Source organism: Chitinophagales bacterium, from assembly GCA_019638515.1.
In the GTDB taxonomy this organism is placed as follows: domain Bacteria; phylum Bacteroidota; class Bacteroidia; order Chitinophagales; family LD1; genus UBA7692.
Genome location: JAHBTS010000001.1, coordinates 585,735 through 601,119 on the forward strand (window position 1 = coordinate 585,735; position 15,385 = coordinate 601,119).

10 protein-coding genes are annotated in these 15,385 nt (G+C 40.2%); 7 read left to right on the top strand and 3 right to left on the bottom strand.

The annotated features are described in order from the left end of the window. Positions 1-33: 33 nt before the first annotated feature. Positions 34-1,083, bottom strand: a complete 1,050-nt coding sequence (locus KF872_02530; protein MBX2902406.1) for a COX15/CtaA family protein — start codon at positions 1,081-1,083, stop codon at positions 34-36. 178 nt (positions 1,084-1,261) lie between these two features. Between KF872_02530 and KF872_02535 the strand changes: the two genes are divergently transcribed. The 4 genes from KF872_02535 to KF872_02550 are packed head-to-tail and all read left to right on the top strand — an operon-like array spanning position 1,262 to position 6,136. After that, on the top strand, positions 1,262-2,725 hold the full coding sequence (locus KF872_02535; GenBank protein ID MBX2902407.1) for an OmpA family protein: 1,464 nt from the start codon (positions 1,262-1,264) through the stop codon (positions 2,723-2,725). 45 nt (positions 2,726-2,770) lie between these two features. Continuing rightward, a complete protein-coding gene (locus KF872_02540; protein ID MBX2902408.1) occupies positions 2,771-5,017 on the top strand; it encodes a patatin-like phospholipase family protein in 2,247 nt (748 codons plus the stop codon). 1 nt (position 5,018) lies between these two features. Then, the gene (gene rlmB / locus KF872_02545) at positions 5,019-5,783 is read left to right on the top strand and encodes a 23S rRNA (guanosine(2251)-2'-O)-methyltransferase RlmB (GenBank protein ID MBX2902409.1); all 765 of its coding nucleotides are present in this window, start codon (positions 5,019-5,021) and stop codon (positions 5,781-5,783) included. A gap of 17 nt (positions 5,784-5,800) precedes the next feature. After that, positions 5,801-6,136, top strand: coding sequence for a translation initiation factor (locus tag KF872_02550; GenBank protein MBX2902410.1), 336 nt, complete (start codon positions 5,801-5,803; stop codon positions 6,134-6,136). 113 nt (positions 6,137-6,249) lie between these two features. Here KF872_02550 and KF872_02555 read toward each other — a convergent pair whose 3' ends face one another. Both KF872_02555 and dnaK read right to left on the bottom strand, forming a co-directional pair. Further along, a complete protein-coding gene (locus tag KF872_02555; protein MBX2902411.1) occupies positions 6,250-9,297 on the bottom strand; it encodes a T9SS type A sorting domain-containing protein in 3,048 nt (1,015 codons plus the stop codon). Between the two features lie 160 nt (positions 9,298-9,457). Continuing rightward, positions 9,458-11,356: a molecular chaperone DnaK gene (dnaK, locus tag KF872_02560; protein MBX2902412.1), complete on the bottom strand. Its 1,899-nt coding sequence runs from the start codon at positions 11,354-11,356 to the stop codon at positions 9,458-9,460. Between the two features lie 248 nt (positions 11,357-11,604). On the opposite strand from dnaK, the gene KF872_02565 reads away from it, so the two are divergent. The 3 genes from KF872_02565 to KF872_02575 all read left to right on the top strand — a co-directional run bounded on the left by KF872_02565 (position 11,605) and on the right by KF872_02575 (position 15,337). Then, positions 11,605-12,651: a sensor histidine kinase gene (locus KF872_02565; protein ID MBX2902413.1), complete on the top strand. Its 1,047-nt coding sequence runs from the start codon at positions 11,605-11,607 to the stop codon at positions 12,649-12,651. A 64-nt stretch (positions 12,652-12,715) separates the two neighbouring features. Further along, positions 12,716-14,527, top strand: coding sequence for a hypothetical protein (locus tag KF872_02570; protein ID MBX2902414.1), 1,812 nt, complete (start codon positions 12,716-12,718; stop codon positions 14,525-14,527). Positions 14,528-14,533: 6 nt separating this feature from the next. Beyond that, positions 14,534-15,337, top strand: a complete 804-nt coding sequence (locus KF872_02575; GenBank protein ID MBX2902415.1) for a tetratricopeptide repeat protein — start codon at positions 14,534-14,536, stop codon at positions 15,335-15,337. The last annotated feature ends 48 nt before the right edge of the window (positions 15,338-15,385 follow it).

Genomic DNA, 15,385 nt, shown 5'->3' on the forward strand with positions numbered 1-15,385 from the left:
AAGTAAAAAGTGGAATGCCGCAAAGGTGCTACATTATGGTTTTCTGTAATACCAAAGCAGGCTTACATTGGCTAATAAAATCATGGCGCCCGCTTGGTGAGCCACGCCCCAAAATACAGGGATTTTTCCGGTGCAATTGAGTACGGTAATGATTCCAATAGCCGCTTGTAAAGTTACAGTAAGCAATAAGCTTTTGATTCCAATTGGCAGTTGATTCCAACTGCTTTTTTTTGCTTCTGCAAATACCATGTAAACAGATAGTACCCAAATGCTGTAGGCTGTAATTCTGTGTGTAAATTGTATAAAAGTTCTTCCCCAAAAATCGGTGGCATTGTATTGGAAAAAGCCACTCCAAGAAACTTTTTCGGTTACAAGTGCCGATGGAAAGAATTCACCCAGCATCAATGGCCAAGTAGGATACGCCAAACCTGCGCGCATACCGCTTAAAATACCGCCTAATACAATTTGGATAAATACCAAAACGGTAAGCAGTATGGTAAGGTTTTTAGTTGAATTACTTAGTTGATATAATGCAGCTTTGTTTCGATTCTGCACATATATTGCTAACCAAACCAAGTATGCAAAAAGACTGAGTGCCAGCAATAAATGAATGCTTAAATGTATGGGTGGCACGTACATACCTGTTAGCCCGCTGCGAACCATAATCCAACCATACACTCCAATAAGTCCGCCCCATAAGAAAAGTATGCCAATGCGTTTAAAGAAGGCTTTGTCTAACCATTTTTTCCAAACAAAAAATGAGAAAGGAATGATGAATGCAAAGCCCATAAAGCGCGCCCAAAAACGATGGAAGTATTCCCAGAAATATATCCACTTGAATTCGCTTAGCGCCATATCTTGGTTAATGGTTTTAAATTGAGTTATGTTTTTATACAGTTCAAACTCTTGCTGCCATTCAGTTTCGTTTAAAGGTGGTACAATGCCTTTTACGGGCTTCCATTCGGTGATAGATAAACCCGATTCGGTAAGCCTTGTTACGCCACCAACTATTACTTGAAAAAATACCATTGCACAACCTGCAAAAAGCCATGCGGCTACCCATTTTCTAGCAGTTTCAGTCATAACAGAAGTTTAGGAGTGCGAAGGTAAAAATAGCAGGCGCAACTTGTTTTTATTTCAGTTAAATAGCTTAAACAATTCTTAAAGCCTTAATTGTTTTGAACATTTGCATTTATGCGGGAAAATTGCTTATGTTCCCAACCTTAATAAATAATCTTTTACTGCAAGGTGAACTATGGGTATGAAGAAAGTTCTTAGTTTATTATGGTGCGTATGGTGGATACAGCTAAGTCTTGCGCAAGGAATATTCAAAGGTAAAGTGAGCGAGGATAGTACTGGAAAAATACCGGTATTTCAGGCAGAAGTTTCTGTTTTGGCAAATGCTGCCGAGGTGCTGAAAATAACTTCAGATTTTGATGGTAGCTTTGCCATTAAAACTGCTAAGAATACCTTCTATTCTATTAAGGTAAGCTATCCGGGTTGCAAAGATGTGTCGGTAGAGTTTCAAACCGATAAAAAAGGCAAGCCACAAATTTCCAATGCATTATTTGTAATGAAGCGAGATGGTTTGCGCTTGGTTGGCAAAGTGCGTAGCATGAAAACGGGCATGCCGATAGAACGTGCCGATGTGGTGTTGAAGGATATACAAACACGTGAGGAAACACACTTTCTTACCGAAAAAGATGGAGCATATAATTTGAAGCTCAGGTACGAAACCAATTACCGAGTGAGCATAGATAAACGTTCTCCCGGCATTGTAAATAGATATGAAGACACTGTGTTTTTTGTATCAACACTTGGATTTAACCAGCCGCTCGATTACAATTTAGATATTCTGCTGCGCCCGGCAGAAAAGCTCACCAACCGAACTGAATACGTTCAGCCGGAGAATAAGCCCGCATCAAAGGCTGTGGTAGAAGTAAAAGCTACGTTAAATCCCGATGGCTCTCCAATAAAAACTGTTGATGCCAGTTTAGAAAAATTAGAGATAAAGAAGGAGAAAAGTACAGTAAAACCTAACAAGAAAGAATCGGTAGAAGAAGTTCCCACACAAGACACGGTAAAGCAGAAAAAACAAAAAGAGGTAAAAGAAAAGAAGGAAAAAGTACGCAGGGAAAAGAAGGGGAAAGTAGAGAAGGCACAGAAGTCTAAAGAAGCAATTGTTGCAGATAAGAATGTAAAGGCAGCAGCTAAAGAAAAAGAACCACAAGTTGAAAAGGAAGCTAAAGCTGAAAAATCGGCAGCGCGTAAGCAGCCTAACAATAATACAAGTGTAGTACCATCGGTTGTATCTCATAAGGATTTGGTAAAAGAGAAAAAGGTGGTTGCTCCCCCAGCCGAAACAGTTGTTGCCGTTCCGATACAAGTTCCTGTTGCTACCATTTACTTTGTAAAAAATGCATCGTTTATCACAGACTTTTCTAAAGCAAAATTGAAACCAATTGTAGCAGAGCTAAAGGCAAATGCAGGGAAAAAAGTAGTGGTAAATATTCATGCAGGAAAAGATGAACAAAATGTAGATATGCTTTGCCAAACCCGATTGCAAGCCACACGTCAATTTTTCGCACAAAATGGAATAGATGGTGCACGCATAGAGGCAAAATTGTTAGGCAATACAACTCCTGTAAACGATTGTACTCCGGCCGCTAACTGCCCGGAGCATAAATTGATTTTAAATAGGCGCGTAGAATTTTTTTGGAAGTAAAAAATATAACCAGCCCGCTCGAAAATTTTTATTTTGGGTGCGAAGATGTTTCACGCCATCAACGATTTCTTGAGGAGCATTTGGCGGTTTTTTCCGGTGCAGTTGCTGGTGTTGGCATTGCGCAAGCATCAGTTATTGCTATTGATTTGGGGATTTCTATTTGCCATTATTGTAGGTAAACTAGGTGTAAGTTTTGGTGTGCCGTATTTGTTTTTGGTGCCGGAATACCTTGGTACGGTAGGCTATTTGAGCTTTGCCCTCGTGGGCATGGGCTTTGGCGTTATGTTTGTTACCTGGAATATTGTGAGCTACATGCTGCATTCGCATAGATTCCAGTTTTTGGCAAGCCTAGAAAAACCACTATCGGTTTTTTTTATCAATAATTCCATTTTGCCTGCAGTGTTTTTAATTGGTTATGTGTGGAGTATTATTCGCGTTCAAAAGTATTTTGAGTTTCAAAGTTGGGAGCAGGTAGGAATAGATATTGTAGGCTTTTTTGCAGGTTTTGTTTTCATTTTAGTGCTTACTTCTATTTATTTTCAGTTAGCAAACAAAACTGCTAAAGGGGTTGCTTCTTCCTATAAAATGGAACTGCGCAGGAAAAGACTTTTTAAGCGTTTGGAGCAAAACGAAGAGTTGGAGTTAAACTCAAAATGGCGGGTAGATTCTTTTTTATCTAGCACGCTTGCTATTCGCCATACGCGCTCGGTAGAGCACTACGAGGATAATTTAAATAAACTGGTGTTTCGCCAGCATCACATCAATGCACTAGTGGCACAGTTGGGAGTGCTTGCATTGTTGGTAGGTATTGGCTTTTGGGTAGAGAATCCATTTTTTCAAATACCCACTTCTGCCAGTTCGTTTTTACTATCATCTATACTCATTTCTATTATGGGTGTATTTGTGTTTTGGGCCGGAGGCTGGGGCACATTTTTAATTATTATCACCTTTATTGGCGTAAATGAACTTACTAAGTACGATATATTGGGCTACCAGAGCCGCGCTCACGGATTGAATTACAAGGTGCCACCGGCTTCATATACTTTAGATACGCTCCGCAGCTTAGCTTCCGAAGAAAATATTCACAGCGATAAAAAGTATTTCATCCAAATTTTAAATAATTGGAAAAAGAAAAATACTAAGCAGGGTAGTGCCGCTAAGCCTAAACTTGTGTTTATTACAGCCAGTGGAGGAGGTTTGCGGGCAGGAGCTTTTACAATGGCCTTTCTGCAAAAGGCTGATAGCTTGCTGGATGGTTCCTTGCTAAAGAAAACGTTTATGATAAATGGTGCCAGTGGAGGCACATTTGCATTGGCTTTTTACAGAGAGTTGTATTATCGGAAAATGAATGGTGAAGTAATAAACCTCACCGATAAGAAGTATTTTGAACACTTATCGCTGGATTTGCTGAACCCAATGGGTGTAAACATTCTTAGCAACGATTTGCTTTTTCCTATTCATAAATTTAAGTTGAGAGACCAAATTTATTTCCGCGATAGGGGCTATATTTTTGAACGTTACTTTGCCAATAATACAGGCATGGATTTTAAGAAAACGCTTATAGATTATAGAGCGGCTGAAAAAAGTGCACAAATTCCGGTAATGCTGTTTCATACCGCTTCTACTTCCGATTCTCGTATATTTTATATGAGTGCGCATCCTGTTAGATTTTTAATGCGGCCGTATAATAAACGCAGTGCCGGCTTAGATTTAAGCATCGATGCCATAGACTTTGGAAGTTTTTTTGCCAAGCAGCGCGGTTTTCAGTTAGATGTGCTTTCTGCCATGCGCATGAGTGCTTCGTTCCCATTTATTCTACCTTCTACCATTTTGCCGAGCGATCCTCCTACTTATGTAATTGACGGTGGCGCCCGCGATAATTTCGGTATAGTATCGGTAATGAAATTTCTTATCAATTTTAAAGATTGGATTAACCAAAATACCAGTGGTGTGGTGATAGTGCAAACGCGTGATTCGCAAAAAGACGATGAGCCGGAAGAAACAAAGCAGAAAACATTTCTTCAAGAAGTTTTTCAACCAATTGGTTCACTTTATACGAACTTAGAGAATGTACAGGATTTTAATAACGATCAAAAGTTAGCTTACATCAACGAAGAACTGGGCGGAAAGGTGCAGTTTATTTTGTTTGAATACATTCCTGAAAAGAAAACAGAAAAGGCAAGCATGAGTTTACGTTTAACAGCTCGCGAGAAAAAAGAGATATTGCACGCCCTAGAGTTGGGAAACAACTCCCGCTCATTTGAAAAATTAAAAAGAGCATTAGCAAATTAATATGGAAGAATCATACTGTATTGTTGGTCGGAAGCCGGTAGCAGAGTTGCTGCGTGCCGGCAAAGCATTTGCAAAAGTAATGTTGCAAAGTGGCTTAAAGAGCGAAGATTTAGAAGCCATAGCAGCCGAGGCACGCAAAGCAGGCGTGCAGGTACAATATGTGCCTAAAGAAAAGCTAGATTTTGCAGCGAAGAAGTTTTCTAAAGAAAGATATGTAAACCATCAAGGTGTAGTGGCTTTGGCAGCAATGGGCAAGGTGCTTACTATTGAAGAATTACTTTCGTCTTTAGAGCAAAGCAACAGCACTCCGCTGCTAGTAGTATTTGATGGTATTACCGATGTGGGAAATTTAGGTGCCATAGCCCGCTCTGCACTGTGTTTTGGAGCCCATGCTTTGGTAATGCCCTCTGCCGGAAGTGCTCCTGTAAATCCAGAAGGTATAAAACGTAGCGCAGGCGCCTTGGAGCAAATTCCGCTGTGCAGGGTAGAGAATATTTCTATGGCATTAAAACTATTAAAGGCACATGGTATAAAAATTTTTGCAGCATCTGAGGATGCCGAAACACCCATTCAAGAATGCGATTTTTCGATACCGTGTGCCGTAGTGCTGGGCGATGAAGGCAAAGGCATTAGCACTGTGGTGCTCAGGCAATGCGATGGCACATTTGCAATTCCGATGAAAGATAATTTCGACTCTTTGAATGTGAGCGTTTCTGCGGGTATTACACTTTATGAAGCCATGCAGCAGCGCGAGGCAAAGCAATAGTTTAAACCTTGTTTAAAATGAAAAACAAAAGCGATAGAAGAGGGATAGTATATAGTACCAATCCGGATTTTGTGTTTGAACCTGAGGCTGAAATGGAAACCACATTGCCGACTTCGCAGCAAAAATTATATGTGCGTTTAGATAGGTTGAAGGGTGGAAAAGTGGCAACTGTAATTGAAAATTATATAGCTGTAGAGGAAGATTTACAATTGCTAGGAAAAGAGTTGAAAACTAAATGTGGTGTGGGTGGCAGCACTAAAGATGGCGAAATTATTTTGCAGGGCGATCATCGCGAGAAAGTATTACAACTGCTGGCTGCTAAAGGGTTACAAGCTAAAAAGAAAGGAGGTTGAAAAAAGACAGAGTGCGAGGAAACCCTCTCTAAAAACCTCGGCACTCTGCTTGTAATATAAAAACGGGGTGGGAAACCCTCTCTAAAAACCCAGCCCCGCTTAGTTCGTTTTTGTTATTTTACAATTAGTCTTCTTGTGTAAATTTTTTCTTTAGTGGTAATAGTTACTAAATAACTGCCAGAAGGTAAATCTTGCACATTAAAACTACAGTTGTTGCTTCCTGCTTTAAGTTGAACCGTGCCTTTGCGTACAACCTGCCCTGCAGTGTTTTTAAGCTCAAATTCTGCTTCTTCATCGGTGTCTATGCTTATATCAACTGTAGCGATATTGCTTGCCGGATTTGGTATAAACTCTCCAATTCTTATAGCTTGTGTTTCTTGCCCCAATTCTGCACTCACTATTTTTGAGTGTTCAAAAGTTTCATCAAAGTCTATTTGTTTTAAGCGATAGTAGTAGCGTTTTTTTAGCTCTACATTTTTGTCGTTATAGATGTAGTGTTGTGTTTCGGTAGTATTGCCGTTTCCGGGTACAAAACCAATGGTTGCAAACTCTTTGCCATCGGTGCTGCGTTCCACCATAAAACCGTGGTTGTTTATTTCTGTTTCAGTAGTCCATTTTAGTTGAATGTATTTTTGATCCACCGGTATGGCTCTGAATTCGGTCATCTTTACAGGCAATGCACCACCACCTGAGCCAATGCCCCATTGCGAAAAGTGCGTAATGCCTGATACCACAATCTTGCCATCTTGTACGGTAGCACCGGATTGGGTTCCGGCAACTGTCCAATCGCTAGCAGAACTAGAGGTGTCGTGCCTGGTTAGGATATAGAAGTTGTAATTTTCTAAGCCCGAGAAACTGCTTACATCAAATATCAGTTCATAATCTCCGCTAATGCCGCCTGTGCCAAAATTTGGTTGTTGGTCGGGCTCAATTAGCCAAATACCTGCCGGGTGAACACTATTGATGTTTACATCGCCAAACTGCAGGTTTAAGCCTTCATCGGTTCCCGGTTTGTTTATGAATTGAACTTTGATTTTAGTTACGCCTCCGGTGCCACCTCTTGGACGAATTTCACATAGTGCATAAATTACATCATCGCCAACAGGAAATGAGTACGTGCCTGTATCGCCAATGGTTCTTTCTAATGCTCCGTTTATGTAGTTGTCGCTACCGAAATTTGTGATGGCAGTTGTAGATGGATTGGTAATTGATACCAAATTCCCATTGGTTTTTAAGATACCATTGTTTAAGGTAAGCGTGCCCGAAACTACTACTGTATCTTGAATTTGAAGACCTCCCGGTGTGGTATTATTGATGGTTAAGTTGTTATAGTTGCCACCACTTACAATGCTCACATCATTGCCAATAAACGAAACTTTGGCATCGTTAGGATTAAAACGACCGTTGTTTACAAAGCTGCCATATACATTCAATAATGTATTTGCACCAATTAAAGTTAAGTCTGCATCGTAAGCAATTTCTAAGCGTTGTGTATTGGCAGAGCCTCCCGAAATAACGGGCTGAATGGAATCTTTATTGGGTTCAATAGTAGTGTTTACCGTGTCTTCAGGAACTGCAAAGTTGCTCCAGTTATAGCAATCGTACCAATTAGCGCTTATTCTGCCGAGCCATCTTGCATCTCTGCCATAAGTAGGTATTTCTACCACAGCTTGCACATTAGTAAAGTTGGCAGTAGTGGTATAGCAACCACTACTAGATAACTGCAATACACTGTAAGTAGTGGTAGTTGCAGGATTAACTGTGTGGAAGTAAGTAGATGTTAGAATATCGCTAATAGTATCAACCTCCCCGGTATTGGTATTTTGCAACAAAACTGTAACAGGATAAGTAGTACCACTAAAGGTTAGTTTTAGTTGAAATGGAAGTAGTTTGCATTTGGTTCCACCCAAAATAGTAGCACTAATAAGTGAACTGGAAACTCCAAAATTCCAGCCTAAATTCTGTTGTGGCGATTGATTGAAATTACTACTTGCAGAATTCCACGATGCGCCACCAATAGCTCTAATTCCATTGATATACACATAATCGGTACACACTATGCCGCTCGTTTTTGAAAAACTGGCATAGTTAGAAGTGGAAGTGCTTTGAAGATAAATTGGATTAGCTTGTGTTGCAGGTGCATTTAGTGCGGTGGTAGATTCTAAATACTGTGTAGTGCCGTATGTAAAGCGGTGTCTTGCTTTTGCAGCTAAACTAACACTCGATGTAAATGTATTACTGCCGGTTAAAAGAAGATTTCCTTTAGTAACATTAAGTGTGCCAATAGTATTGTCGCCAGTAATAGTAAGGTTGCTTACCGAGCTGGTGCTAGTAGGCGATGAGTTTGCCATGTTTAGCTTAATCTTATTGTAAGTAAGATTGCCGCCTTTCATGGTTACTTTTATGTTGTTAGAGGCTGCATAGAATTCAATTTCGCTGCTGCCGCTGTTTAGTATCATGTTGCTAGGGTCTGCAATATCCCAAAAACCGTTTGATGATAAAGAAACACAGCGCAACTGCACCTTAGAACTGCTTAATTGCAGCGTGCGAGGTTCGCCTGAGTTTGAAATGAACCTGCGTATGGTAAGTGTTTTTCCGGCAGTGTTAAATGTACCTTTAGTTAAGTAAACATCGTTGGAAACAGCTGTTAGGTTGTTTATGAGTTGCCATCTACCATTTTGGTCTTGGAATTTTATGCTGCCCGAGCCGGAAATACTGCTTAGAATATTGATAGACTTTAAGCCTGTTCCTTGGAAAATAAGACAACTTTTATTGGCAATTTTCATGGCAGCGGGAGCAATAAAATCGCCTGTTACGGTTAAGTGATTGTTTAATTCAAAAGTAGGTGCATTGTTGCTGGTTTTATAGGTATAAACTGCATCGGTAAAATCTATGGTACCACAATTTGCTGCGGAATTAACGGTTACTTTTTGAGCCGAACCTGTAAATGAATAGCGATTGAAAATTACTATATCACTAGCGGTGGGAGGAGCAGAAAAAGCATTGCCACTACCATTAGAAACAGCCGCCCAATGCGAAAGTTCACTCCAATCTCCGCTGCCGCCTACCCAGTAGTAGTTGGCTGCCGAAGCACTGTGGGCGCTCATGCCCAGCAATACCCAGATAGCATACACTATCCATTTTGTGTTTAGTAGTTTCATGTGGTTCAGGATTAGGTTCATGTGCTCTAGGTCTTATACCGAAAGAATGTTCCAAAATGTTTCATGCAGTAGTAATTATTTTTTTGTGATAGTATTAAAAAGCAAAACCCGAGCATTTGCCCGGGTTTTGCTGTGTATTTACGATGTAGATTGGTAAAGATTATTTATTGTCTTTTACTTCTTCGTATTCAACATCGCTTACGGTGTCTTGGCTGGTATCTTGCCCTTGGGTATTTTCGTTGCCTGGGGCTTGTTGCTGTGCTGCGTAAATATCTTGCGAAGCGGCTTGCCAAGCAGTATTCAATTTTTCAGTTGCAGGTTCAATGGCTGCCATATTCTCGCTTTGCAAGGCTGTTTTTAATTCTTCCAGTGCAGTTTCGATTGCTACTTTTTTATCGGCAGGAATTTTATCGCCATATTCTTTTAGTTGCTTTTCGGTTTGGAAAGCAAGGCTATCTGCAGCATTTTTCTTTTCAGCTTTTTCGCGGGCTTCCTTATCGGCAGCTTCGTTGGCTTTAGCTTCGTTGCGCATTTTTTCAATTTCTTCTTTGCTTAAACCTGTAGATGCTTCAATGCGGATGCTTTGCTCTTTTCCGGTGCCTTTGTCTTTCGCACTTACATGAATAATGCCATTGCTGTCTATATCAAAGGTAACTTCAATTTGCGGCACACCGCGCGGTGCTACCGGAATATCGCCAAGGTGGAATCTGCCTATGGTGCGGTTGTCTTTTGCCATAGCTCTTTCGCCTTGCAGTACGTGAATTTCTACCGAAGGTTGGTTATCGGCAGCGGTTGTAAATACTTGCGATTTTTTGGTAGGGATGGTGGCATTGGCTTCTATTAGTTTTGTGAACACGCCTCCGTAGGTTTCTAAGCCGAGCGAAAGTGGTGTTACATCCACTAAAACGATATCGTCTTTTACGTCTCCACTTAGAATACCGCCTTGTATGGCTGCTCCTACGGCTACTACTTCATCGGGGTTTACACCCTTAGATGGTTTTTTGCCGAAGAATTTTTCAACTACTTCTTGAATTTTAGGAATACGGGTTGAACCGCCTACTAAAATTACATCGTCAATATCGCTGGCTGTGTAACCTGCATCTTTAAGAGATTGGCGGCAAGGCTCTAAGGTTCTTTGTACCAAATCGTCTGAAAGTTGCTCGAATTTTGAGCGGGTAAGTTTGCGAACCAAGTGCTTAGGCACTCCATCTATTGCGGTAATGTATGGTAGATTTATTTCGGTTTCTTGCGAAGCACTTAATTCTATTTTGGCTTTTTCGGCAGATTCTTTTAAGCGTTGTAATGCCATTGGGTCTTTGCGCAAATCCACATTTTCTTCGCGTTTAAATTCTTCGGCAAGCCATTCAATAATTACGTGGTCGAAATCATCGCCTCCAAGGTTGGTATCACCATTGGTAGATTTTACTTCGAATACGCCTCCGCCTAGTTCAAGAATAGAAATATCGAAGGTACCGCCACCCAAGTCGTACACGGCAATCTTTATATCTTTTCCTTTTTTGTCTAAACCGTAAGCTAAAGCGGCAGCCGTAGGCTCGTTTAGTATTCTGCGCACGGTGAGTCCTGCAATTTCGCCTGCTTCTTTGGTGGCTTGGCGTTGGCTGTCGTTAAAGTAAGCCGGTACAGTAATTACGGCTTCGGTAACGGGCTGGCCTAAATAATCTTCGGCTGTTTTTTTCATTTTCTGCAATACCATTGCCGAAATTTCTTGCGGAGTAAAGAGGCGACCGTCAATATCTACGCGCACGGTATCGTTATCGCCTTTCACTATTTTATAGGGGAAGTGCGAAACTTCGTTGGCGCATTCGCTGTATCTTCTTCCCATAAAACGCTTAATAGATTGAATGGTTTTAGTGGGGTTTGTAATTGCTTGGCGTTTTGCCGGATCGCCTACTTTACGTTCGCCATTAGCTAAAAAGCCAATAATAGAAGGTGTGGTTCTGCGACCTTCATCGTTAGCGATTACAATTGGGTCTGCGCCTTCCATTACGCTTACGCAACTGTTGGTTGTTCCAAGGTCTATTCCTATTATTTTTCCCATGTTGTTTATTTTTTTCGTTTAAGTTGCTTTTCATTTATCAAGGTGCGTGCCATTGCATTTTTCTGCCATTTGTGGCAGGTTAAAAGTTGCGGTTTCGGCATTTCTGCCATTTACGATATGACAGTAAGGCAGTTTGTGTGCATTCTTACTCGGAATTTTGTATGAGCAGTGGTGGATGTTTTTGCTTTTTTGCATCATTGCCAATAAAAACAAACCCGTTGCAATCGGGGTATGCGTAAAGATTGTGTATGAAGAATGCTACTCAAAAAAGTGTTGCTTTGCTGGTATCTACGGTGCTGGCGTTTTTGTTAATGTTGGTACTGGCGTTTATTCGTTTTTCGGCCAATAAAGAAATGCCCATCTACCTCATAGGGTTTATTCCGGTAATAGCATTTGTAATTGCTTTTCCGCTGGTTTACTTTACGGTAGAAGAATTTATTTACCGAAGAGTAAAATTGATTTACAAGATAATAAACGATCTAAAAACAGGAAAAGATGTACTGCGCGAAAAGCTGGAATCGCCTAATATTTTAGATGATGTAAAGGCGCAGGTAATTGAATTTAGCTTAAAGAAAAGTGCCGAAATTGAGGAGTTGAAAAAGATGGAAAAGTATAGGAGAGATTTTTTAGGCAATGTATCGCACGAGCTTAAAACACCCATCTTTAATATACAGGGTTATTTGGAAACGTTGCTCGATGGTGGATTAGAGGATGCAAAAATTGCACGCGATTATGTGGAGCGCGCTGCCAAAAATGCCGATAGGTTGGGAAATATTGTTGAAGATCTGCTGCTTATTTCGCAGTACGAAGGTGGGGAGTTGGAGTTGTATATAGATCGCTTCGATATTCACCAACTTACCAAAGATGTTTTTGATAGCTTAAAAATGCAGGCACAGCAAAATGATATTCGTTTTCAGTTTAAGGAAGAATGCGATCAAGCATTTTTTGTAGAAGCCGATAAAAGCAGGATTTCGCAAGTGTTGTTTAATCTTATTACCAATGCCATAAAATACGGACGCGAACATGGTTATGTATTTGCCGGATTTTATGTAATGGAAGATAAATTACTGGTAGAGATAAGTGATAATGGCCCCGGTATTGAACAGCAGCATTTGGGGCGGTTGTTTGAGCGTTTTTATAGAGTAGATAAAGCACGCTCGCGCGATGGCGGAGGTACGGGTTTGGGTTTGTCTATTGTAAAACATATTGTAGAGGCGCATGGCGAAAAATTACATGTGCGCAGCACCATTGGTATTGGTACTACTTTTGGATTTACACTTAGGCGTAGCCGATAGTTGAAAGCGGTGTTAATGTAAGTTTCAGCTTTTTTTAGTTTCGTAGAAAGTTTCGCAGTATTTTATGAATTTGAATTTAAAGAAGATAGCACCTTGGTTATTGCTGGGCTATACTTTTCTGTTGTGTTTTATTGTATCTAAACTGCCAATAGATAGCAGTCTTTTGGGCGATTTGGTGTTAGATATTTTTCCGCGGTTTATGTGTGGAGTTGGGCTTTTTTTAATTGCCGGAGCTTTGTTTTTTGAGCATAAATATCAGTCGTGGATAAGCAAAGAATGGATGCTGCTGAATGTATTTGTCTTAGTGAGTTTTAGTATGCTGTATGCGCTGTTTCATTCTAGTAATGTTGGGTTAAATGGCTTGGTGGGCGATGCGTATTTCAGCGCGGCAATGGTTACTAAATACAAGTATTTTAATACGCTTACCGATTTTAATTATTTCGGTCTTTCTTCTTCTTATCCTGCGTTGTATCATTTTATTGTGGGGAAAATGGCTGCTGCGCTTGGTATGGATTCTTGCAAGGCCGTACAGTTGGGATACTATTTTATTTACTGTGTTGTAAGCATACCTTTGTTTCTAGTGTTACGCCAAAGTGTGGGGGCGCTGCCGGCAGTTGGGTTTGTGTTTTTTATATTTTTGAACTTTCCGGTAGATAATCTTTTTAAACCTTACGAGTTTATTACATCGGTGCTTTTTTTGGCATGGTGGCTTGTGTTTATTGAGAAAAAAGATGCCTTTAGTTGGCTTAGTGTATTGGTTGGCGGCATTATTGGAGCTGCCATTTTTGCTTCGTATTACTATTGGTTTTTTGTTGCAGCGGTTTATCTGTTTGTGAGTTTTTTGTGGGAGTTGAAACAAAATGGCATACAGCAATTTTGGAAAAGCAGGAAGCAAACATTCTTTGTGTTGTTGTGTGCTGCGGTTTTCAGTAGTTTTTATTGGATGCCGCTTATGATGGATTTTTTGAAGTACGGTGTGGTGTCGCTGCAAAACATGTGGTTGAGTGGCGATATGGTGCGCTATAGTTTTTTAGATCAAAAGCCGCCTTTGGTGCAATTGGTAATGCTGAGCGGAGTGCTATTTATTTTCATTTTTAGAAACGATACGGTAATGGCTGTGTTGCTAAAATTGTTGGCAGTAATGGCATTTTGGTTTACGTTGGGTTTCTTTACACTGTATCTTAAAAAGCCACTGGTTGCCAATAAACTGCATTACTTGATTGATGCTACATGTGCTTTGGGATTTTTCTACGGTATTTTTTCTTGTATTAAATGGAATGGAACCGTAGCCAAGCAATTGCCGTTGGTGGTGTTTTTGTTGCTGTTGCTTTTAGGTTGCAATAGCTTTTTGGAGTTGAGATACCACTCGTACTACCAAGCCATGAGCCAATACACTGCCTTTACATTGCAAGAAAATAAGGCTGCCGTGTTGCCATTTAAGAATAAAGTAATGATAAGCGATAGGCAATACATAAATGCCTTAGTTCCTGTGCATTATTTTTTGAATAACAATGCCCACTTTTCGCATCCTGCTTCGCGTTTTCACCAGCGAATAGATTTTTTAAAAGATTTGGAGCAGATTCAAAATCCTGCTGTATTGGCGTGGTTTTTGGCATATAATAAATTCAATAAGGTGGATTTGCTGTTTTTTGAAAATCTGCCTTCGCTTTCTATTTATGATGACGATTTCCCTCGCGGACATAAGTTGGTGAGCATAAATTTTTCTCCAATGCTTTTGCAGAGTGAATTTGTAAAGCCATTTGCCACTTTGCCCAATACAGCCGGAACTGTATTTGAGCTATTGCCACCTCCATTTGAACTCAAAAAATCTTTCAATTCTTTTGAACTCGATTTAGTTAAAAAATACACACTGTAATTGTATATGGAAGAGCCAAATAAAAATTCATTGGAGCACGAATTAAGTATCTCACAAGAAGCGCCTAAGTCCGGTTTTAATTTTACCATTGTTGTTTTATTGGCAGTGGTAGTAGTCAGTATAGGAATTGCAGCATTTTTATTTATTAAGAAAAGCAAGCCGGAGTCTAAGAGTACTGCCGAGGCAACCGTGCAGCAGTTGAGTCCGCAAGAGCAATTAGCAGTGGCAATTCAAGCCGTTGAGAAGCAGCCCAATATCCATAATTTCATAAACTTGGGATTAGCATATTTCAATAATGGAAAGTTTGTGGAATCTATTGCCGTAAACATGCAAATCATACAAGCCGATACAAATAATACTGTTGCATTGAATAATATTTGCGCAGCCTATAATAACTTGGGACACTATGAAGAAGCCATCTATTTCGGTAAAAAGGCATTGGAAAAGGATACAGCCAACACACTGGCAAAAAATAACATAGCTTTTTCTGAAGCTAAAATAAAGCATATTGCAGCATTGCAGCAGAAAGTGCAAGGGAACGCTGCCAAAGGTGAGTTTATTGAATTGGGCTTGTATTATTATCAGCGCAAAGAGTTTAAACAAGCCATTGCTACGTTTGAAAAAGGATTGGCACAACATTCAAAAGACGTATTGCTGTTGAATAATTTATGTGCGTCATATTGCGAAATAAAGCAGTGGGAAAAGGCACTGCCATATTGCGAAGAGGCGCTGAAACTTCAGCCCGATTACAACCTGGCAAAAAATAATTTGCAGTGGGCAAAAGACGGTAAGGCAGGAAAATACAACTAAGTACATTTTTGAATGCTGGCAAAATTCAGAAAGCAGCGTACAGATTTG

Excerpts from the sequence above, each read along its gene's own strand:
- KF872_02530 (MBX2902406.1), bottom strand. The coding sequence starts at position 1,083 with ATGACTGAAACTGCTAGAAAATGGGTAGCCGCATGGCTTTTTGCAGGT.
- KF872_02535 (MBX2902407.1), top strand. The coding sequence starts at position 1,262 with ATGAAGAAAGTTCTTAGTTTATTATGGTGCGTATGGTGGATACAGCTA.
- KF872_02540 (MBX2902408.1), top strand. The coding sequence starts at position 2,771 with ATGTTTCACGCCATCAACGATTTCTTGAGGAGCATTTGGCGGTTTTTT.
- rlmB (MBX2902409.1), top strand. The coding sequence starts at position 5,019 with ATGGAAGAATCATACTGTATTGTTGGTCGGAAGCCGGTAGCAGAGTTG.
- KF872_02550 (MBX2902410.1), top strand. The coding sequence starts at position 5,801 with ATGAAAAACAAAAGCGATAGAAGAGGGATAGTATATAGTACCAATCCG.
- KF872_02555 (MBX2902411.1), bottom strand. The coding sequence starts at position 9,297 with ATGAAACTACTAAACACAAAATGGATAGTGTATGCTATCTGGGTATTG.
- dnaK (MBX2902412.1), bottom strand. The coding sequence starts at position 11,356 with ATGGGAAAAATAATAGGAATAGACCTTGGAACAACCAACAGTTGCGTA.
- KF872_02565 (MBX2902413.1), top strand. The coding sequence starts at position 11,605 with ATGAAGAATGCTACTCAAAAAAGTGTTGCTTTGCTGGTATCTACGGTG.
- KF872_02570 (MBX2902414.1), top strand. The coding sequence starts at position 12,716 with ATGAATTTGAATTTAAAGAAGATAGCACCTTGGTTATTGCTGGGCTAT.
- KF872_02575 (MBX2902415.1), top strand. The coding sequence starts at position 14,534 with ATGGAAGAGCCAAATAAAAATTCATTGGAGCACGAATTAAGTATCTCA.